General features: G+C 69.9%; 21 protein-coding genes. 10 read left to right on the forward strand and 11 right to left on the reverse strand.

Annotated features, from left to right (window positions below):
- Positions 1-7 precede the first annotated feature (7 nt).
- Positions 8-373 (reverse strand): hypothetical protein, encoded by a 366-nt coding sequence (locus tag ACIA5D_RS03120; RefSeq protein ID WP_396028148.1) that lies wholly within the window; start codon positions 371-373, stop codon positions 8-10.
- Positions 374-606: 233 nt separating this feature from the next.
- On the opposite strand from ACIA5D_RS03120, the gene ACIA5D_RS03125 reads away from it, so the two are divergent.
- The 3 genes from ACIA5D_RS03125 to ACIA5D_RS03135 all read left to right on the forward strand — a co-directional run bounded on the left by ACIA5D_RS03125 (position 607) and on the right by ACIA5D_RS03135 (position 2,732).
- Positions 607-897 (forward strand): hypothetical protein, encoded by a 291-nt coding sequence (locus ACIA5D_RS03125; RefSeq protein ID WP_396028149.1) that lies wholly within the window; start codon positions 607-609, stop codon positions 895-897.
- A gap of 66 nt (positions 898-963) precedes the next feature.
- Complete coding sequence (locus ACIA5D_RS03130) at positions 964-1,467, forward strand: SigE family RNA polymerase sigma factor (RefSeq protein WP_396028150.1); 504 nt, start codon at positions 964-966, stop codon at positions 1,465-1,467.
- Complete coding sequence (locus ACIA5D_RS03135; RefSeq protein ID WP_396028152.1) at positions 1,464-2,732, forward strand: hypothetical protein; 1,269 nt, start codon at positions 1,464-1,466, stop codon at positions 2,730-2,732. Before ACIA5D_RS03130 ends, ACIA5D_RS03135 begins: the two co-directional genes overlap by 4 nt.
- On the opposite strand, the gene ACIA5D_RS03140 is transcribed toward ACIA5D_RS03135, so the two are convergent.
- Positions 2,713-3,618, reverse strand: a complete 906-nt coding sequence (locus ACIA5D_RS03140; RefSeq protein WP_396028153.1) for a Gfo/Idh/MocA family protein — start codon at positions 3,616-3,618, stop codon at positions 2,713-2,715. The genes ACIA5D_RS03135 and ACIA5D_RS03140 overlap by 20 nt on opposite strands.
- 45 nt (positions 3,619-3,663) lie before the next feature.
- Here ACIA5D_RS03140 and ACIA5D_RS03145 point away from each other — a divergent pair, with 45 nt between their 5' ends.
- From ACIA5D_RS03145 to ACIA5D_RS03155, 3 genes are all read left to right on the forward strand, one after another.
- Positions 3,664-4,029, forward strand: coding sequence for a hypothetical protein (locus tag ACIA5D_RS03145; RefSeq protein WP_396028154.1), 366 nt, complete (start codon positions 3,664-3,666; stop codon positions 4,027-4,029).
- Entirely contained in the window at positions 4,022-4,459 is a 438-nt protein-coding gene (locus tag ACIA5D_RS03150) for a hypothetical protein (RefSeq protein ID WP_396028155.1), read from the forward strand. Before ACIA5D_RS03145 ends, ACIA5D_RS03150 begins: the two co-directional genes overlap by 8 nt.
- Before the next feature lie 280 nt (positions 4,460-4,739).
- Positions 4,740-5,222 (forward strand): hypothetical protein, encoded by a 483-nt coding sequence (locus tag ACIA5D_RS03155; protein WP_396028156.1) that lies wholly within the window; start codon positions 4,740-4,742, stop codon positions 5,220-5,222.
- Positions 5,223-5,315: 93 nt separating this feature from the next.
- On the opposite strand, the gene ACIA5D_RS03160 is transcribed toward ACIA5D_RS03155, so the two are convergent.
- The 4 genes from ACIA5D_RS03160 to ACIA5D_RS03175 are packed head-to-tail and all read right to left on the reverse strand — an operon-like array spanning position 5,316 to position 9,695.
- On the reverse strand, positions 5,316-6,779 hold the full coding sequence (locus ACIA5D_RS03160; RefSeq protein WP_396028157.1) for a glutathionylspermidine synthase family protein: 1,464 nt from the start codon (positions 6,777-6,779) through the stop codon (positions 5,316-5,318).
- 4 nt (positions 6,780-6,783) lie between these two features.
- Positions 6,784-7,209: a hypothetical protein gene (locus tag ACIA5D_RS03165; protein WP_396028158.1), complete on the reverse strand. Its 426-nt coding sequence runs from the start codon at positions 7,207-7,209 to the stop codon at positions 6,784-6,786.
- Between the two features lie 36 nt (positions 7,210-7,245).
- The gene (gene fabG, locus ACIA5D_RS03170) at positions 7,246-8,010 is read right to left on the reverse strand and encodes a 3-oxoacyl-ACP reductase FabG (protein WP_396028159.1); all 765 of its coding nucleotides are present in this window, start codon (positions 8,008-8,010) and stop codon (positions 7,246-7,248) included.
- A 47-nt stretch (positions 8,011-8,057) separates the two neighbouring features.
- Positions 8,058-9,695: an alpha-amylase family protein gene (locus tag ACIA5D_RS03175; protein ID WP_396028160.1), complete on the reverse strand. Its 1,638-nt coding sequence runs from the start codon at positions 9,693-9,695 to the stop codon at positions 8,058-8,060.
- Between the two features lie 64 nt (positions 9,696-9,759).
- Between ACIA5D_RS03175 and ACIA5D_RS03180 the strand changes: the two genes are divergently transcribed.
- The gene (locus ACIA5D_RS03180) at positions 9,760-10,407 is read left to right on the forward strand and encodes a DedA family protein (RefSeq protein ID WP_396028161.1); all 648 of its coding nucleotides are present in this window, start codon (positions 9,760-9,762) and stop codon (positions 10,405-10,407) included.
- Positions 10,408-10,417: 10 nt separating this feature from the next.
- Here the strand turns inward: ACIA5D_RS03180 and ACIA5D_RS03185 are convergent, their stop codons facing one another.
- The 5 genes from ACIA5D_RS03185 to ACIA5D_RS03205 form a co-directional block, all read right to left on the reverse strand.
- Positions 10,418-11,608 carry a carbohydrate-binding protein gene (locus tag ACIA5D_RS03185; protein WP_396028162.1) on the reverse strand — a complete coding sequence of 397 codons (1,191 nt, stop codon included), beginning with the start codon at positions 11,606-11,608 and terminating at the stop codon, positions 10,418-10,420.
- Between the two features lie 28 nt (positions 11,609-11,636).
- Positions 11,637-12,878, reverse strand: coding sequence for a chitinase (locus tag ACIA5D_RS03190; RefSeq protein ID WP_396028163.1), 1,242 nt, complete (start codon positions 12,876-12,878; stop codon positions 11,637-11,639).
- Between the two features lie 155 nt (positions 12,879-13,033).
- A complete protein-coding gene (locus ACIA5D_RS03195; RefSeq protein WP_396028164.1) occupies positions 13,034-14,431 on the reverse strand; it encodes a carbohydrate-binding protein in 1,398 nt (465 codons plus the stop codon).
- Between the two features lie 94 nt (positions 14,432-14,525).
- Positions 14,526-15,200 carry a YidC/Oxa1 family membrane protein insertase gene (locus ACIA5D_RS03200; protein WP_396028165.1) on the reverse strand — a complete coding sequence of 225 codons (675 nt, stop codon included), beginning with the start codon at positions 15,198-15,200 and terminating at the stop codon, positions 14,526-14,528.
- A gap of 94 nt (positions 15,201-15,294) precedes the next feature.
- Positions 15,295-15,570 carry a DUF6412 domain-containing protein gene (locus tag ACIA5D_RS03205; RefSeq protein ID WP_396028166.1) on the reverse strand — a complete coding sequence of 92 codons (276 nt, stop codon included), beginning with the start codon at positions 15,568-15,570 and terminating at the stop codon, positions 15,295-15,297.
- 107 nt (positions 15,571-15,677) lie between these two features.
- Between ACIA5D_RS03205 and ACIA5D_RS03210 the strand changes: the two genes are divergently transcribed.
- The 3 genes from ACIA5D_RS03210 to ACIA5D_RS03220 all read left to right on the forward strand — a co-directional run bounded on the left by ACIA5D_RS03210 (position 15,678) and on the right by ACIA5D_RS03220 (position 19,821).
- Positions 15,678-16,805 (forward strand): glutamate--cysteine ligase, encoded by a 1,128-nt coding sequence (locus ACIA5D_RS03210; RefSeq protein ID WP_396028584.1) that lies wholly within the window; start codon positions 15,678-15,680, stop codon positions 16,803-16,805.
- A gap of 45 nt (positions 16,806-16,850) precedes the next feature.
- A complete protein-coding gene (locus ACIA5D_RS03215) occupies positions 16,851-18,182 on the forward strand; it encodes an FAD-dependent oxidoreductase (protein ID WP_396028585.1) in 1,332 nt (443 codons plus the stop codon).
- A 136-nt stretch (positions 18,183-18,318) separates the two neighbouring features.
- Positions 18,319-19,821: a polysaccharide deacetylase family protein gene (locus tag ACIA5D_RS03220; protein ID WP_396028167.1), complete on the forward strand. Its 1,503-nt coding sequence runs from the start codon at positions 18,319-18,321 to the stop codon at positions 19,819-19,821.
- Positions 19,822-19,823 lie beyond the last annotated feature (2 nt).

The following is a 19,823-nucleotide window of genomic DNA, read 5'->3' on the forward strand; positions in this document are numbered from 1 at the left end:
CCGGCCCTCACTCGCCGGGGTCGCTGCGCCGCGGCTGGGGAACGCCGTTCGCCCGCCGCACGTCGGGAGCCGCCCCGAACAGGTGACCCCTCGGCGGGGCCCACTCGCGCCACGGCCCGAGCCGGCGCGGCACCGCGACCAGCTCGCCGTCGCCGGCCCCGCGCTGCTCGCGCAGATAGGCCACCACACGGGTGGATGCCAGGCCGGCGTCCTCGGCGATGCCCTGCAGCAGGCGGCGCACCTCCTCGGCCGCCGGATCGCACGGGTCCAGACCGGGCAGATCGCCCGCCGGCCTGCGCAACAGCGCGGCCAGGCCGGCCAGCGCCTGCATCACATCACATGCGTCCCGTTCCGCGTCGGACAGGCTCGTCACGCGTCTCCCCCTCACCCGCACGGCCGGGACAGACCGCTTCGGCAAGCGACTGTCCTCACACGTGCAAGCGAAAATGTATTCGCCTCGCTACTAAGCGTCGATCCGTAACGCGCAGGCCCTGTCCAGTTAGCGCTCAGTTTGACCGGACGACGACATGATCGTCCGATTCCATCCCATGGTCACGGTGGGCGCGACGGGGTATGAGATGTAGGAGGCCAACCGTGGAGGATGAGATGACTGACGAGATTCGCCCGCCGCTCGAGGAGACCGAGGAGGTGGCGGACGCGATCGAGGACGACGTGGCCGTGGACGCCTTCATCACCGGGGGCGGCGCTGACCGGGACAACCCCGACTTCCTTGCGCCCGGCGAGGAACCGACCTGGCGTACCGGCGCCGACCAGCAGTGGGACCCCGAGGACGTGGCCGTCGCCGAGGGCCGCGACCCGACGCCCGAGAACATCGAGCGCGCCCGCAAGGAGATCGAGCGCGACGGCGCCGCGACGATCGAGCGGATCGTTCCCTAGAGATTCGGCTACAACCCATTCCGCCCGGTCGCCGTCTACTGGGAAGACCATTGACGGAGGCGGGGGATGGAAAGCGGAACCGATGAGGCGTACCTCGCGTACGTCAACGGCCGGATACCGGCGCTGCGGCGGATCGCGTTCCTGCTGAGCGGCGACGAGCATCAGGCCGACGACCTCGTACAAGAGACGATCACCAAGCTGTACGCGCGATGGCCGCGGATCTCGGCGGTGGAGAACGTCGACGCGTACGTGCACACCATGATGGTGCGCGCCTTCCTGGACGAGAAGCGGCGTGGCTGGTGGCGGGTCCTGCTCGGCTCGCCACCGGACCGCGCGGCGCCGGTCGCGGGCGCCGCCGAGGACCGCGCCGTCCTGCGCGCCGCCCTCGCCAAGGTGCCACCGCGCCAGCAGGCCGTCCTGGTGCTGCGCTTCCTCTGCGACCTCGCGGTGTCCGAGGTGGCCGAGATCCTCGGCTGCTCGGAGGGCACGGTCAAGAGCCAGACCTCGCACGGCCTAAACGCGCTCCGCAGGATCCTCGGTGAGCCGGTCCGCAACGGGGGTGCGCGATGAACGACGACCACTACGGGACCGACGGCTCGGAGGCGACGATGAACGACGAGTACGGCGCGCTCCTGCTCGCGCCGCTCAGGATCGAGCCGTCCGGCCCGCCCGCGATCGACGTGGGCCGCGCCATGCTCCAGGGCGGACGGATGCGCCGGCGCCGCTGGTGGTTCGGCGGTGGCTTCCTCGCCGCGGCCGGCGCGGCCCTGCTCACCGGCGGCATACTGCTGGCGCCGGCCGCCCAGGACCACCGGAAACCGCTGGTGGCGCTGCCGCCCGACCCGCCCATGCCGACCTCCTGCACCGTGTCGCGGCTCGACCTCGGCGGCCACCACAGCGGCGAGATGATGGCCGGCGACCACACCGGGCACTGGCACGTCGGCACCGCCGACCCGGGGCCCGACAAAGCCAACTCGGTGCTCGTCTGGCACGACGGCAAGCTGGTCGACGAGGTGCCGGCGCCCTCGAAGACGGCCCGCGAGTTCGCGCTGGTGGACGTCAACGCCTCGGGCGTCGCGGTCGGCGCGGCCAATTCCAGCCGGGACCCCGCGTACGCGTACGAGAACGGCAAGCTCATCCCGCTCAAGGGCGGGAACGGGGCCGAGGCGGTCGGCATCAACGACGACGGAGTCATCGCCGGCACGATCAAGGTCGGCGGCCGGAGCGTTGCGGTCCGCTGGCGGTCGATCGACGCGGAGCCCGAGGTGCTGCCGGCGCCGCCCGGGAAGGACATCCACCGGGTCTGGGGGATCAGCCAGGACGGCACGATCGTGGGCGAGATCGGCTACGGCGGATACCTGTGGTTCACCGACGGCACCGGCCGACGGATCGTTCCGCCCGCCGACTCGGGCAGCAGGCCGTCCACCGGCCCGGGCGGCGAGCCGTTCCCGACCGCGCTCAGCAAGCAGTTCATGCCGAACGGGTTTGCCTTCGGATGGGTCTACGGCACGACGATCAACGACAGCCCGGGCGGCCTCTACCGGTACCACCCGGCGAGCGACACGTGGCAGCTGGTGGCGAGAGACACGTCGCCGGCTCAGCTCGACCCGGGCGGCCGGACCGGGATGATGTCGGTCTCCCAGGACGACCCGGCCGTCTACGTGGGCCGTGCGGTGCTCAAGCTGCCGCATTTCGACGAGCTCAGCCGGGCCGGCCTCGACTCGATCTCGATCAACGCGGTCAGCGACGACGCGCACGTGATCGGCGGCACCGCGATCAGCGGCCGGGCCGACACGAGCAAGCCCTTCGCGCCGGTTATCTATCGCTGCCGATAGCGACGACCCGGCCGGTGGTGATCGCCTCCTGGCAGGCCGCCAGGACGGCGGTCACCTCCGCGCCGAACCGCACGTCGACGTCGGACTTCGGCCCGCCGCCGGCCGTCGCGATCAGCTGGTCGATGGCCCGGCCGAACGCCTGGTCGGCCCGCCACTGCGCGTCCGGCGCCCGGCGCGGCTCCGACTCGCCGAAGAAGATCGCCTCTTGCCGTACGGAGCCGGGCGCGCCGTCCACGCTGAGGGTGAGTGTGGTGATCGCGCCGTTCGCGTGGCGCAGCAGCGCGTGGGTCATGTCGTGCGGCCCGGCCATCGCGGTCACCTCGGTCACCGGGCCGAGCACGGGCAGCACGAGGGCGAGCGCATGCGGGCCGACGTCCCAGAGGCCGCCCTTCTCCTTGCGCCACGGCGACTCCCCGAACGGGCTGCCGGTCGTGAAAATCGAGCCGAGGTGCTCGACGCGCGCTTCCCGCCAGCCGCCGAGCTCGACGGTCTCGGCGAGGAACTCGCCGGTCACCGGCACCAGCCGGCGGGTGAAGAAGACCACCGAGGCCAGCCCGCGCTCCTCGACCGCGGCGGCGATCTCCACGGCCACCGCGGGCTCGAACGCCACCGGCTTGTCGAGCAGCAGGTGCCGGCCGGCCCGCGCGGCCTGCAGGGCGATCGGCGCCTGCACGTCCGGCGGGAGGGCGATCGCGACGGCGTCGACATCCCCGATGAGGTCTTCGATCTTCGCGTACGCCTTCGCGCCGTGCTCGGACGCGAGAGCGGCCGCCTTGTCCGGATTGCGCCCCCAGACCCCCACGAACTCGACGTCCTGGTGGTCGGTCAGCGCCGGCGCGTGCGCCAGATGAGCCCACGGTCCCGTGCCGAACAATCCGAAGCGCATGGTCCGCAAGCTATCAGGCGCAAAGCGATCAGTACGCTGTGCCGGGTGAACGGTCCCCTGTCGGTCGCGACGATCGTCGTCGCCCTCGTGCTGGCGGCGTGGTTCCTGCTGCGCGCCGCACTCAACAAGGCCCCCGGCCGCGCCGAGCTGATCGCCACCGCCGTGCTGGGCGTGCTGGTCGCCGTCCTGGTCGTGGTCGCGGTCATCGGTCTGTTCGACGGCTCCCGCCCGTCCGAGACGGCCACCTTCGCGGGCTACCTGATCACCACGATCGCGTTCGCCCCGGTCGCCCTCTACCTCGCGAAGATGGAGCCGACCCGCTGGGGCAACCTGATCCTCGGCGTCGCCTGCTTGGTACTGCCGGTCCTGGTGCTGCGGCTGCAGCAGATTGCGTCGGTCACCGGTGCCTGACTCACCCACCCCGGCCGCGCGCACCCGCCCCGCCGACTCCGCGCTGAACACCGGCTTCGGCCGCGTGCTGCTGTTCATCTACGCCCTGGGCGCCCTCTCGGCCAGCGCCCGCGGCCTGGTGCAGGTCTTCACGCACTTCTCCGAGGCCCCGCTGGCCTACCTGTTGTCGGCCTTCGCCGGCCTGGTCTACATCGCCGCCACGGTGGGCCTCGCGATCGGCGGCGAGCGCGGCCGGCGCGTGACCCTGGTCAGCTGCACCATCGAACTGGTCGGCGTCCTGGTGGTCGGCACCCTGAGCATCACCGACGCGGTCGCCTTCCCCGACGACACGGTCTGGTCCCACTACGGCAGCGGCTACGGCTACGTCCCGCTGATCCTGCCGTTCATCGGCCTGTGGTGGGTCTGGCGCCACCGCCCCCGCACCGACTAGACGATCCGGGTCGAGGTCGCAGTGACCACGCACGGCTCCCGGGCCATGGCGCGCCCCGCCCAGCCGACGCTTCACCGCAACAGGCCGCACCCACACCACCCCGAGGCCGCGGCAGCCAGCCCGCTCAAACCAGACCCCCACCCAAAGAGGTGGCTAGAGGCGTGAGCCGTGGGTCGGATACCTGCTGGCAGGTACCCGATTTCTCCGGCTGGCAGCAATGTCGGCCCGGATCTTTCGGATGAGAGTCGAGGTGAGAACTGCTCCGAAAGGAACCGGACCGATGACCGATCATGTGATGCACGCGGGTTCCCGAGTGGCCTGGCGCGATACCACCATGGTGCAGCGTGGGCTCGCCGTGGTGACGGCGGTGCTGCTCGGCGTGGACGCCTACGTCCACCTGCACGACGCCGGGCAGTACGACCAGTTCAAGTCCTCCGTGATGAGCGAGGGCACGCTCTTCCGGATCCAGGGCGTCGTAGCCATCGTGGTCGCGCTCGCGGTGCTCATCTGGCCGCGCGTGCTCACCTGGATCATCTCGCTACTGGTCGCCGGGAGCGCGGCCGTGGCGGTGACCCTGTACACGTACGTGAACGTGGGCCAGATCGGCCCGATCCCCAACCTCTACGAGAACACCTGGAACGCGCCGGGGAAGGTCGGCTCGGCGGTGGCCGAGACGATCGCCGCCCTCATCTCGATCGTCGGTCTCGTGCTGGCCCTGCGGACGCGCCGCCAGAAAAGCCCAGCCCACAGCGCAGCCCGCTGAGACGGCGCAGCCCGCTGAGACGGCGCAGCCCGCTGAGACGGCGCAGCCCGCTGAGACGGGCGCAGCCCGCTGAGAGGGACGCAGCCGGCCGGTTCAGGCGTCCGACTCGACGGTGTGGGGGACGAAGTAGCAGCGGTTCTTGGTGACGAGGCCGTCGACTCCCAGACCCTCGCGGATGCCCATGCCGGCCGGCTCGCCGTCGATCAGCCACGCGCCCAGGACCGGGTGGACCGTTCCTTCGAGGCCGTCGAAGGACGGGAGCTCGCACAGCTCCTGCACCACGAAGAGCCCGTCGGCGCCGTACTCGGTGGGGTTGTCGGTGATGGTCTTGCCGTCACGCACCAGCGTGACCGAACCGCCCTCCCGGCCCCACACCGGCTTCTTGGCGTAGGACGAAAGCGAAGCGGCGCCGGACGAGCCGGCGAAGTACGACGGCAGCAGGAACTTGGAGCGCTCGGGGTCGTCGCCGAAGAGCTTCCACAGCACCGGAAGAAGCGCTTTGTTACCCAGCAAACCGGCCTTGTACGGCGGCTCGATCCAGACCGTGCCGTGCTTCGAAGGGTCGGCCATGTTGCGGAAGAAGGCCTTGCCGCCCTCCTCGTGCCAGAACCACTCCCAGGGATACAGCATGAAGATGACGTCGATCGGCTGGGCCTTGTGCTCCTCGCCCGGCGAAGGTACGAACACCACCCGGTCGCCGGCGACGTCCCAGCCGATCTGGCTCATCGCGATGAGCTCGACCGGATAGCCCGCCTCCTCGGCGGTGGACATCAGGTAGGCGACGTTCATCCGGTCCTCGCCGGAGGTCTCGCTCGTCTCGTACGCGAAGAAGATCTTCGGCTTTTCCGGGAGCCACGTGCGGGCCTCGCGCAGCTTGTTGATGTTGCGACGCCAGGCGCCGGGGTTGGCGGGCTCGCCGTCGGCCGCCTCCCAGCCGACGAGGCGGTCGTGGATCGAGTTCCACTGGCGCCACGGGTGCTGCGTGACGCCGGTCTGGTCGACCCAGTGCCATTGGATGACCGCGCTCTCGACCAGCGCCGTCGGCGTCTGCGCGTTGAACTCGAGCAGCTTGGGTGTGGTGCCGGCGCCGTTGTACCAGAGGTCGAAGCGGCCGTAGACGCTCGGCGAGTAGTCGGGCGTCTGCATCGGCAGCCGCATGTCGGGGTCTTTTTCGTAGTGCGTCCAGGTCTCGGCGTCGCCGTCGAACCAGGTACGGATGATCTGCTCGTGCGCGAACTCGGGGATGCCGATCTTGGCGAGGAAGCAGGTCGACGGGTTGCAGACCGACGCGAAATAGCCCTGTTTGCGGCCCTCGACGGTGCGCCGGGGGCATTGCTGGACCATCCAGTCGCCGGCCTCGAGGCACATGGCATGCAAAACCGCGGTGGCCGCCTCGAGCTCCTCGATCTCGGCCGCCGTGAAGTCGTAGTACGGACCCTCCTGCCAGTACGAGATCATCGTCCCGTCGGGCAGCTCGGTGTCGTTGTAGGTCAGTCCGAGACTGAAGTTGGTGAGCTTCCACCCGTCTCGGACCGGACCGTACGGAACTCGGCGCACGTGCTCAGCTTCCCCCCGACTTCCCGGACTTGCCGGACGAACCGGACTTGCTGCCGCTGCCGCCCTTGCCCACCACGCTGGTCTTGACCGTGCCGTTGCCGATCTTGCCGGTGGCGGGCAGGCCGTACGTCGAGCGCGCGGATTTGTCGTTGTACGCGAACTTGCTGCCCCCGGCCGGGAGCCTGGAGCCGACCGCGTAGCCCCGCCCATACCCCGACGAGTGCCAGATGTAGTAAGGAACGATGCCCGACCCGTAGTGCCGGTTGTCGTCGCAGAAGTCCTCGTCGACGACCACGCCGTTCGCGTCGGCGCAGTAGAAGCCCTCGTCGTGATATTGGTTGCCGCTGTCGCAGGCCGCCGCGCCGCCCGCCGCCAGGAGGAGGAAGCTGCTGGTCAGCGAGACGCTGCGGGAGCTCATGCGTCTGTTCATCATTTCTTTGTAGCGCCTCTCGACAACCAGCCCAAACTAGTCGCGAGGACCGCCCGCCACATAGATGACCTGGCCGGACACGAAGCCGGCGCCCTCGCTGACGAGGAAGGATACGGTGTTCGCGACGTCTTCGGGACGTCCCGCGCGCCCGACGGGAATCTGACTCACGGCAGCCTTCTCGAAATCGGCGAAATCCATACCGACTCGGGCGGCGGTCGCGGCGGTCATGTCGGTGACGATGAAGCCGGGGGCGACCGCGTTGGCGGTGATGCCGAAGCGGCCGAGCTCGATCGCGAGGGTCTTGGTGAAGCCCTGCAGGCCCGCCTTGGCCGCCGCGTAGTTGGCCTGGCCGCGGTTGCCGAGCGCCGAGGTGCTGGAGAGGCTGACGATGCGGCCCCAGCCCGCGTCGACCATGTGCTTCTGCACCGCCCGGCTGAACAGGAACGAGCCGCGCAGGTGGACCGCCATCACGGTGTCCCAGTCGTCCTCGGTCATCTTGAACAGCAGGTTGTCACGAAGCACGCCGGCGTTGTTGACCAGCACGGTGGGCGCCCCCAGCTCGGCGACGATCTTCTCGGTGGCGGCCGCGACCTGGACCGGGTCGGAGACGTCGGCGCCGACGGCGAGCGCGGTGCCGCCGGCGTCGTGGATCGCGGTGACGGTGCTCGCGCACGCACCCTCGTCGAGGTCGACCACGGCGACGGCCATGCCGTCGGCGGCGAGCTTGCGGGCGGTGGCTTCCCCGATGCCGCGGGCGGCACCGGTGACGATGGCGACGCGGGTGGGAACGGACTGCGACATTGCGGCCTCCGGACGATCTCAACACCGACGGCCGACTGTATCCCGGCTCACGAGCAACGCCGCAGCCGGATCCACCGATAACCATGGCCGGCGACCGGGACCTCGGCGAATTTGCCCAGGTCGGGGTATTCCCGGTCGGCGAGCACGTCGTTCGGGGACTCGGCTTCGGAATAGACGGAGCTGAGATCGACGACCGCATCCTTTGTGCACAGGTTGTGCAAAAACAGCATAGTACCGGTGACATCGTCGGCGCGATGGACGAGGACGCCCTCGGGCACCGGCACATCGATGTGCGTGCAGGTTCCGGCCCCGATCTCGGGGGCCTCCCGGAGCGTACGGATCATGCGCTCGAACCAGGAGAGCAGCGATTTCGGGTCGTGCCGCTGCTCGGTCACGTTGACCCGGTGGTAGCCGAACTCGCCCTCGGCGATCACCGGCCGCACCGGGGTGCCCGAGGTGAACCCGCCGTGGTCGAGGTGGGACCACTGCATCGGGGTACGGATCGCGTCGCGCCCCTCGAGCGCGAGGTCGTCACCCATGCCGATCTCCTCGCCGTAGCGCAGCACCGGGGTGCCACGCAGGCTGAACTGCAGCGAGTACGCGAGCTCGATCCACCGGCGGTCGTTGCCGAGCATGGGTGCGAGCCGGCGACGGATGCCGCGACCGTACAACTGCATTTCCGGCGAAGGGCCGAACACCTCGAAGGCCTGCGCCCGCTGGTCGGCGGTGAGCCGGGAGAGGTCGACCTCGTCGTGGTTGCGCAGGAACGTGGCCCACTGTCCGCCGGCCGGCAGCTTCGGGGTCTCCCGCAGCGCCTCGATGATCGGCTCGGGGTCTTGCCGGGCCAGGGCGAGCATGAGCTTCGTGTTGAGCATGAAGTCGAACAGCATGTGGATCCGGCTGTTCGAGCCGCCGGCGTCGCCGAAGAACTTCACGAGCTGATCGGGCTCGACGTTCGCCTCGGCCAGCAGCACCACGTCGCCGCGACGCCATTGCAGGTACTGCCGCAGGTCGGTCAGGAAGTCCAGGTCCTTCGGTGAGTCCGGGTTGCCGGGCTCGGTCTCCTCGATGATGAACGGCACCGCGTCCATCCGGAACCCGGCGACGCCCAGCTGGATCCAGAACGCGCAGATCCTCTTGATCTCGTCGCGCACCTGCGGATTCTTGATGTTGAGGTCCGGCTGGAACTTGTAGAACCGGTGGTAGTACCAGGCCTTCGCGGTGCGGTCGTAGCTCCACGTCTCGCCCTGTTCGCCGGGGAAGACCATGCCCTGGTGACGGTCCGCCGGAGCGCTTTCGCTCCAGACATACCAGTTCCGGTACGGCGAGTCCGGCGACGATCTTGCGGACTGGAACCACGGGTGCTGGTCCGAGGTGTGGTTGACCACGAGGTCGATGACCACCTTGATGCCCAGGCTGTTCGCCTGGTGCAGCAGCTCCGCGAAGTCGCCGAGCGTGCCGAAGCGAGGATCGACGTTGTAGAAATCGGCCACGTCGTAGCCGTCGTCCCGGTCGGGCGAGGGGTGGATCGGGTTGAGCCACAGGCACGTCACCCCGAGCCGGGCCAGGTAGTCCAGCCGGCCGATGAGGCCGCGGATGTCGCCGATCCCGTCGCCGTTGGCGTCGGCGAAGGTGTCGATGTCGAGACAGTAGACAACGGCTTTCTTGTACCACCGGTCACTCATGTCTCAGGTAATTGCCACCTTCGGCGGCACGTGAAACCGCGACTCTTCCGGGTAAGAGTTGACGATGGGCGAGCTGCAGGGACTGGCCGGGTGGGTGGCGTCCGTCATCGATGCGCTGGGCGAGGTGGGCGTGGGCCTGCTCGTCGCGCTGGAGAACCTGGTGCCCCCGATCCCGAGCGAGATCGTGCTCTCGCTGGCCGGCTACCTCGCCGCCGGGGGCCGGGTGAACCTCGTCCTGGTGCTGGTCGCGGCGACCGCCGGCTCGGTCGTGGGTGCGCTCGCCCTCTACTGGCTGGGATACGCGCTCGGCGAGGAGCGGCTGCGGCGATGGCTCGACCGGATCCCGCTGGTCGATGCCGGCGATCTGAACAAGGCCGACCGGTGGTTCGAGAAGCACGAGAAGAGCGCGGTGCTCTTCGGGCGCTGTGCTCCGGTCGTACGATCGCTGGTCTCCATTCCGGCCGGCGCCAATCGCATGCCGCTCGGCCAATTCGTGGTTTTCACGACGATCGGCAGCGGCGTCTGGAACGCGTTGTTCGTCATGGGCGGCTACCTGCTCGGCGAGCGCTGGCGCGACGTGGAGAAATACAGTCACTGGTTCGATTACGCGGTCGGCGCGTTCTTCGTCGGCGCGGTCGGTTGGTGGGTCATAAAGAAGACGCGCGGCCGCCGTAGGGCGACCGCGCGCCTCCCGTTGGGGAAGAAGGACTAGCAGCCTGGCCCTAGAAGCCCGCGGAGATCTTCGTGAAGGCCCAGTCGGCCTGCGCGATGCCGGAGCAGTTGGAGACGACGCCGCCGCCGGCGCAGCCGCGGTCACGGTTGACCGCCCAGAAGGCGAACCGGGCGAAGCCCTTGCCCTTGGCGTAGTCGCGGATCCGCGTCCAGGTGTCGGTCGAGGTCAGCTCCTGCTGGTCGGAGAGGCCGTTCATGCCGGAGATGCCCATGTGCGAGTACGCCTGCGCGTCGGTGTACCCGAACGTCGTCTTGAGCAGGTTCTTCAGACCCTCGGACGCGTTGACCGTCGCGGTGTACATGTCCGAGCCGCCGCCGAAGTCGAACGGCATCTGGGTGAAGATGTCGATGTTCGCGCCGAGCGCCTTGGCCTGCTGCACCAGCCGCGTGCCGTAGTAGGTCGGGCCCGTGGTCGAGGTGCCGAAGGTGACGATCGTCTTCACCGACGGGTTGTTCTGCTTGATGATCTTCAGGGCGCCCAGGACCCGGTCCTGCACGGCGGTGTTCTCGAACTCGTCCGTGTTCTCGATGTCGATGTCGATCGCCTTCAGGCCGAAGGCGTCGATCACCTTCTGGTACGCGCCGGCCAGCGCGGCCGTGGTCGTGCAGTTCGGGCCGAGCTTGTTGCCGCTCCAGCCGCCGATCGACGGGACGACGTCCGCGCCGGCCGCCTTGATCTGCGAGATGTAGCTGGCGTGCACGCCACCGGTCAGGCCGCCCTCGCCGTCCCAGGCCGGGTTGCAGCCGTTGCTGGCGAGCACGAACGCCATCGTGAACGACTTGATGCCGGTGGCGCTGGTGACCGTCGACGGGGCGGGCGGGTTGCCCCAGCCCGGGTAGACGTACGGTGCCGCGGCCATCTTCGTGCCGGTGCTCGGCGGGTTCGTGGTCGGGCCGGTGGTGGGCGGGGTGGTCGGGTTGGTGCCGCCACAGGCGCCGTTGTCGGCCCACACGTCCCACTGGCCCGAGTGCGTGGCCGGGGACTCGTTCTGGGTCCACCACTTGGCGGTGTAGTTGTGGCCGTTCTGCGAGGCCTGGTTGCCGCCGACGTAGACGGCGCTCGACGACCAGGCGGCCACACAGGCGACGGCCGCGTTCGAGCTGGTCATGGGGATGATGGCGGTGCCGAGGCCGGCCGCGGCGACAGCGGCGACGACCAACAGCTTTCTGCGGAGTTTCACGGGGACTCCTTGCTTGCGGGGATGGGGGTCAGGGGAGGGTGGCGAGGTGCGGCTTGACGGTGTTGCCGAAGGAGTTGCCGTTGGTGACGTCCCAGTTGATCGACCAGGTCATCGCGCCGCGGATGCCCGGGTACGTCGCCGGCGGCTTGAAGGAGCCGCAGTTGGTCCCGCGGGCCAGGCAGTCGAGGGCGGCGTTGACGTTCGCCGGTGACTGGTAGCCGCCGCCGGCCGCGCTGCCGCTGGCCGGCAGGCCGAGCGCGACCTGATCGGGGCGCAGGCCGTTCTGGGTCTGGATGCAGGCGAGCGCGGTCAGGAAGTTCACCGTGCCCTGCGAGTACGCCTGGTTCTGGTCGCAGCCGAGCATCGAGCCGGAGTTGTAGTACTGGGTGTGCACCACCGTGAGGATGTCCTTGATGGACAGCGCCAGCGCGAAGTACGACGACCCGGTGCTCTGCATGTCGATGGTCTGCGGCGCCATCGTGATGATCAGGTTGGCGCCGGCCTTGGTGCGCAGGCTGCGCAGCGCCTGCGCCATGTAGGTCGCGTTGAGTCCGTTCTCGAGGTCGATGTCGACGCCGTCGAAGCCGTACGTCGTCATCAGCGAGTAGACGGTGTTGGCGAAGTTGGTGGCCGCGGTGGCGTTCGCGACGCTGACCGTGCCCTTCTCGCCGCCGACCGAGATGATGACCTTCTTGCCGCGCGAGTGCAGAGTGGCGATGTCGGCCCTGAACTGGGCGTCGGTGTAGCCGCCGACCTGGGCCGCGAGGCCGGAGTCGAGGGTGAAGCTCACCGCGCCCGGCGTGGAGGTCGCATCGGCGAAGGCGACCGCGATCAGGTCATAGTTGTCGGGGACCGACGCCAGCTTGAGGGCCGCCGCGCCGTTGTAGAAGTTCTGCCAGTAGCCGGTGAGGAAATGCTTGGGCAGCGTCCCGTTGGACGGAGGAACCGTGGTCGGAGGGGTTGTCGTCGGAGGGGTGGTGGTGGTCGGCGGCGTCGTGGTCGGGGTCGTCCCGCCGCCGCACGCGCCGTTGTCGGCCCATACGTCCCACTGGCCGGAGTGTGTGGCCGGCGACTCGTTCTGCGTCCACCACTTCGCGGTGTAGTTGTGGCCGCTCTGCGAGGCCTGGTTGCCGCCGACGTAGACCGCGGTCGACGACCACGCCGGGGCGCACGCCGCCGCCGCGCTCGCGTTGCCGCCGAAGTACACCGCCGCGCCGCCGGCGACGAGCGCCGTCACGGTTGCGAGGATCACGGATCTGGTGCGCCGCATCGCCGTCCCTCCATGCATCACGTTGAGATGCATCAATCTTTAGGACTGTTAACAATAAAAGTCCAGAGGGACGGAACTTAAACATCCTTAAATCTTTCGCGAATGGCGATGCCCCGAAGACGCAGGTCAGGCCTTCGGGGCATCGATAAAACTTATTACCGGCGGAACTGGATCCAGTTGACGTTCACGAAGTCGGCCGGCTGGCCGCTGGTGAAGGTGAGGTAGACCGTGTGCGTGCCGGACACGTTCGAGACGTTGCCCGGGATCGATGTCCAGGTCTGCCAGCCGCCCGTGTTCGCCAGCGCGAAACTGCCGATCGGCGCGTTGCTGCGACTGTCGACCCGCACCTCGATCAGGCCGCTCACGCCGGATCCGGCGCCCGAGGCCACCCGCGCCACGAAGTCCTTGACGCCGCCCGTACCAAAGTTGACGTTGTTGAACTGCAGCCAGTCACCGTTGGCGATGTAGCCGACGTCCTGGCCGCCCTCGGAGCACGTCTCGGTCTGGGTGCCGGACTGCGTGTTGGCCGACTCGGCCTCGATCCGCGAGTAGGCGTCGCGGGTCGTGCCGGTCGGCGGGGTCGTCGTCGGCGACGTGGTGGGCGGAGTGGTGGTGCCACCCGACGACTGGTAGACCGCCACGTAGTCGACGACCATCGGCACGCCGGACTGGGTCGCCGCGGTGGGGCCGCCGCCGAACGCGGCCGGGAAGCCGCCGCCCATCGCCACGTTGAGGATCACGAACATCCCGTGGTGGGTCGCGTTGTTCCAGGTGGTCGCGTCGACGACGTTCGAGTTCAGCGTGAAGTAGTTGTTGCCGTCCAGGTACCACCGCAGCTGCTCGGGCGAGGTGCTGCGGTCGTACTCGATCGCGTACGTGTGGAAGCCGGTCTGGCAGCCGGAGCAGGCCCGCTCGCCGCTGCCGAGGCCGGTCGTCTCGTTGCACGGGCCGCCCGGATTGCTGCCGCAGTGCAGCGCCCCGAAGACCGAGGACCGGCCGTTGATGTCCTCCATGATGTCCCACTCGCCGATGCTCGGCCAGTTCGTCGCGCCGACCGGGCGGGCCGCCGCGCCGAGCGCCCAGAACGCCGGCCAGTAGCCGGCCGCGGCCGCGCCGCTCACGTTGGGCTGCTGCAGTCGTGCCTCGATGCGCACCTTGCCACCGGCCGGCGCCGCGAAGTCGGTGCGCTGGGTCTCGACCCGACCACTCGTCCACTGCCCGGACGAACTGCGGATCGGCTTGATCACAAGATTGCCGCTGCCGTCCTGATACACATTTGCCGTCGAGTCGGTCATCGTCTCGACCTCGCCGGTGCCCCAGTTGGCCGCCCCGCCCGGATAGCTGGTGCCGATGTCGTAGAGCCAGTTGCTGCGGTTGAGGCCGGTGCCGGCCGCGCCGGTGAAGTCGTCGCTGAACACGGTCGTCATGCCGGCCGGCGCCGACGGGACGGCCGCGTTCGCGTCCATCGTGAAGACCGCGGTGGCCGCGACCGCAATGGCCGCGGTCGATACCGCGAGGAGGGCCCGGAGCCGTCTTCTCGTGCCAGATGCCATCGGAGGAACGCCTTTCCGTAGGGGGGTGAGGAGGCGTGAGAGCGCTCTCAGGCCTCATTTCAGGCCCGTTACGGAAGCGTGTCAATATTGGCGGTCAACGATTGCCCGTTGTTACCGGGCGGCGCAACAAAGCCTGCTCCAGCGCCGTCCAGGCGGTCGAGGTGACGAGATAGATGCCGCCCGCCAGCGGCATCCACGCCACCGCCAGAACCGACAGATAGGGCATGTAGCGCAGGAAGCCGAGGGACGGCGTCCCCGGGGCGGCCGGTTGCGTCGTCTGGCTCATCCGGCGCGACGACCACCAGGCCAGGGCGCCGGCCAGCAGGAGAAGGACGGCGAACACCGGCAGGCCGGCCGCGAGATGCGCGGTCAGCGGGACGCCCATCAGCGCACCTTCGGGCGTTCGCAGCGCAACGTGGTACATCACCATGAAGAACGGCGCCTGCGCCAGCCCCGGAAGAAACGCCGCGAACGGGCTGATCCCGTTGGCGCGCTGCAGCTCCAGCGTTGCGGTGGCCAGGGCCATCTGATCCTTGCCGTGCTTGTCGCGCAGCTTCGCGACCTCCGGGGCGAGGGCGGCCTGGCGGCGCTGGGCCCGGATCTGCTGATAGGTGAGCGGACTGATCAACAGCCGGATGAGCAGCGTGAAGACGATGATGGCCACCGCCGTGGCGGCCGCTCCGGCGAACGGGTCGAAAAGGTCGGCCAGCGATTCGATGGCGGAATGAGCGGCGCTGACGATGGCACTGGGAATTTCGAAAATGGACATGAAGCGACACCCCTAGCGATCCATGGGAAAAGGACGCGAGGCGGCAGCGACCGGACATGCTCACGCATGCCGGTTTTGCTTCGGAGAGAGGCTTTTACGCTGCCGCGGGGGCGAGCGAGGGCGCTCGGGAGCGCGGGCGGCCGGCCGCATCGGGGTCGGCCAGGCGGGAGCGGGTGGCGACGCGGGCCCGGCGGGCGAACGCGCGCACCGCGGGCGCGGCGAGCAGGGCGGGCAACGGCAGAGCAGTGGCCGCGGCGATCAGGAGGACGGCCGCGGCGACGAGGGCCAAGCCGAGCACGAGCTGCCCCGGCGCACCAGCGCGGGTCGGGTCGAGGAGGGCGGCGAACGCCCAGAAACCCTCAAGCAGCATGACCACAACGCTAGCTCGCTGCCGCAACGATCCGTTTTCAGCGCCGGGCGAACGGGTAATCCGGACGTATGGACGCTGCTTCCGGCGGGACCACGATCTCCGAAGAGATGGCCGAGGAGGCCGAGTCACACGATTTCCTCACGCTCGGCATCGAGGAGGAGTACATCCTGGTCGACGCGGTCGAGCCGCGCGGCGTGGAGGCGGTCGAGGAGGTCGTCGACCGGGTGCCCGACGTGCTGCGGGGCTCGGTGCAGCACGAATACCTGAGCAGCCAGATCGAGGTGGCCAGCCCGCCGCAACTCGAGCTCGCCGGGCTGTACGAGGCGATGCGCGAGCTGCGCCGGCAGGTGGCGGACGCCGCCGAGCGGGCCGGGACACGCCTGCTCGCCGTCGGCACGGGGCCGGGCGCCGGGCCGGTGACGCGGATCGTCGACACCCCGCGCTATCACCGCATGCGCGAGCACTACGGCGATCTCTCCCCCGGCCAGGGGATGTGCGGCACCCACGTACACGTCAGCATCCCCGATGCCGAGACCGGCGTCGCCGTGCTGAACCATCTACGGCCCTGGCTGCCGGTCCTGCACGCCGCCACGGCCAACTCGCCGCTGTTCGGCGGCCACGACACCGGATACTCGAGCTGGCGCTCGATGATGTGGGAGCGCTGGCCCACCGTCGGGCCGACGCCCTACCTCGAATCGGTCGACGCCTACGAGACGCTGGTCGCCGACCTCGAGCAGACCGGGGCGATGCTCGACGAGGGCATGCTCTACTGGTACGCCCGCCTTTCGGCGAAGTACCCGACCGTCGAGATCCGGATGGGCGACGTCACCCCGACGCTCGACGACGCGATGCTGCTGGCCGCCCTGGCCCGTGCGCTGGTCGCGACCCTGCTGCGCGACGTGCGGGACGGCATCCCGGCGCCGAAGGTCCCGCACCCGCTACTGATGGCCGCCCACTGGCGAGCGGCGCACGACGGCCTGGAGGGCGTGGCCGTCGACCTGGCCACCCGCGAGCCCCGGCCGGCCTGGCGGCTGATGCGGCAGCTCTTCGATCACGTACGCCCGGAGCTGGAACGCCACGGCGACCTCGAGATGGCCACCGTCCTGATGGGACGTCTGCGCTCGCACGGCACCGGCGCCGCACGCCAGCGCGCCATCCTCTCCCGGCGGGGCTCGGTGGCCGATGTCGTCGACTGGCTCGCCAAGGCCACCCGGGGCGACCTTCCGCGCGGCTAGGGTGGGTTCGTGAAGCTGGTGGTCATCGGCGGGGACGCGGCCGGCATGTCGGCGGCCTCGCAAGCCCGCAAACGGCTCGCGTCCGATCGCCTGCAGATCGTGGCGTTCGAGCGGGGGCATTTCACGTCGTACTCGGCCTGCGGTATCCCCTACTGGATCGGTGGATCTGTCGGTGAGCGCGACGCGCTCGTCGCGCGCACGCCGGAGGAGCATCGTAAGGCCGGCATCGACGTGCGCCTGCGGCACGAGGTGATCGGCATCGACCTGGACCGGCGCGAGGTGGTCGCGCACGATCTGTCCGGCGGCGGCGAGGTGCGCGAGGGCTTCGACCATCTCGTGTACGCGGCGGGAGCGTCCCCGGTCACGCCGGAATGGGCCCGGATCCCGGCCGCCGGCATCTTCGGCGTGCAGACCCTCGACGACGGCTCGGCGATCCACGACTGGCTCGACCGCGAGAAGCCTCGCCGCGCGGTGGTGATCGGCGGCGGCTACATCGGGGTCGAGATGGCCGAGGCGATGGTCAAGCGCGGGCTGGAGGTGACGCTGCTCGAGAAGTCGCCCGAGCCGATGGGCAAGACGGTCGACCCCGACGTGGGCGCGCTCGTGCGCAAGGCGATCGGCGAAGAGGGCATCGAGGTCGTCACCGGCGCGCACGTATCGGGCATCGGGACGAGCGGCGGCAAGGTCCGGGAAGTGGTCACCCCGAGCGGCGCGCTTGAGGCCGGCATCGTGGTGCTGGGTTTGGGCGTACGGCCGAACAGCGCGCTCGCCGAAGAAGCGGGGATCCCGGTCGGCGTCACCGGAGGCGTGCGCACCGATCGGCGGATGCGCGCCGAGGGGATCGAGGGGGTGTGGGCCGCCGGCGACTGCGTCGAGACGCGGCATCTGCTGACCGGCGATCCCGTGCACGTCCCGCTCGGCACCCACGCGAACAAGCAGGGCCGGGTGGCGGGCATCAACATCGGCGGCGGCTACGCGACCTTCCCGGGGGTGATCGGCACCGCGGTGACGAAGGTCTGCGAGCTCGAGGTGGCCCGGACCGGCCTCACCGAGAAGGAGGCGCGCAAGGCCGGGTTCGCCTTCGTGACCGCCACCGTCGAGTCGACGAGCCGGGCCGGCTACTACCCGGGCGCCGAGCTGATGACGATCAAACTGATCGCCGAGCGCCGCACGGGCACGCTGCTCGGGGCGCAGATCGTCGGCCGTACCGAGGCCGCGAAGCGGATCGACGCGCTGGCGGTGGCGGTGTGGAACCGGATGACGGTCGAGGAGATGACGGCGCTCGACCTCAGCTACGCCCCGCCGTTCGCCCCGGTGTGGGACCCGGTGCTGATCGCGGCGCGGAAGGCCACCGACGCTGTCCACAATGCTATGTGATTGAGATGGTTTGTAGGATCCGGCCGAATTTGTGAAGCGGTGGTCACGGAACGCCAGCAGGTGTTACTACACACCGTAGGGATGGAATCACCGAATCGGTATCGCGTCAGATCATGCCGCACGGTAGAGATGCAGCATGTCGCCGCAATCCCTCCGTTACCCGAGCCCGGCGACTCCGCCGTCAGCGGCGCCGGGTCCGGCGGACGGGCCGGAGAACTTGCGCCCCGCGGGGACCGGCGGCCGGCATCGCCGGCTCGAGTCGCCGGCCGCATCCTCGTCCGCGCCCTTCCGGGTGAGCACCCTGCTCGAGGACGACACCTGGGTTCCGGGCCCACGCTCGGCCCGCCATCAGCGCTCCGCCGCCCACGCCCCCGCTCGCTCGGCGCGGCACGGATCGGCGACGGGCGGATCGGCGACGGGCGGATCGGCGACGGGCGGATCGGCCGGCCGCCGCTCCGCGGCCCATCGTGCCGCGCCCGCCCGGCCGCCGGTCACCGGCAGCCACCGCGCGCCCGGCACCCTGCCGATCGAGTCCTGGCTGCTGATGGGCAAGACGCGGCAGCAGCTCCTGCTCGCCTCCCTGGTCGCGGTGGGCCTGCTGCTGATCGCGGTGCCCGGCGCCCGCGGCCGGGACAGCATCGACGCGGTCAACGCGGCCGCCGCCCGCGGCACCGGCAACCACGCGGCGCAGAAGGCCAAGGGCAACGACTCGAACGGCGGCAACGACAAGCAGGGCGGCGACGCCGACGCGGCGAAGGCGATCCCGGCGGCCTCCGCGCCGACCGGCGACGGCCACAACCCGGAGGCGGCCACGACCGGCGCCGCCCGCCCGGACGCCCGGAACACCGGGCCCGGCAAGTCGCTGCGCACCACCGGCTCGGCCCTGGTGGCGCTGACCTTCGACGACGGCCCCGACCCCGCGCAGACCCCCCGGATCCTGGCGTTGCTGGACCAGTACGACGTGAAGGCGACCTTCTGCCTGGTCGGCAAGCAGGCCGAGAAGCACCCCGAGATCGTGCGACAGATCGTGGCCGCGGGGCATACGCTCTGCAACCACACGTGGAGCCACAGCCTCACGATCGGTAAGGACAAGCCCGAGCAGATCCAGGCGGACCTCGCGAAGACCAACGCGGCGATCCGCGCCGCCGTGCCGGACGCGAAGATCCCGTTCTTCCGGGCGCCCGGCGGCAACTTCACCGACCGGCTCGTCGGCGTGGCCGCCAACGCCGGGATGACCTCGCTCTACTGGCAGGTCGACCCGGCCGACTGGGACCACAAGCCCGGCGAGACCGACGCCGCGCACATCGACCGCGTGGTCGCCGAGATCAAGAAGCATGTCCGGCCGGGCTCGATCGTGTTGTCGCACGACTTCAACCAGCCGGACACGATCGCGGCGTACCAGAAGCTGCTGCCGTGGCTGAAGGAGAGCTTCGCGCTGGGCATCCCGGGCGACCCGGCCCCGGCCACGACTCCCACCACGCCGGCGACCGCCTCGCCGACGCCGACGGAGACGCCGGCGACCCCGGACCCATCGGCCCCCGCGTCACCGGCGGCGCCGGCCGGCGCGGCCGCTGGGGCGGGTGCCGGCGCGGGCGCCGCCGCCGCGGAGGCGAAGGGGAAGGCGAAGGCGGCCGACTGACG

It is taken from the genome of Actinoplanes sp. NPDC051513, assembly GCF_044454685.1.
Classification (GTDB): Bacteria; Actinomycetota; Actinomycetes; order Mycobacteriales; family Micromonosporaceae; genus Actinoplanes.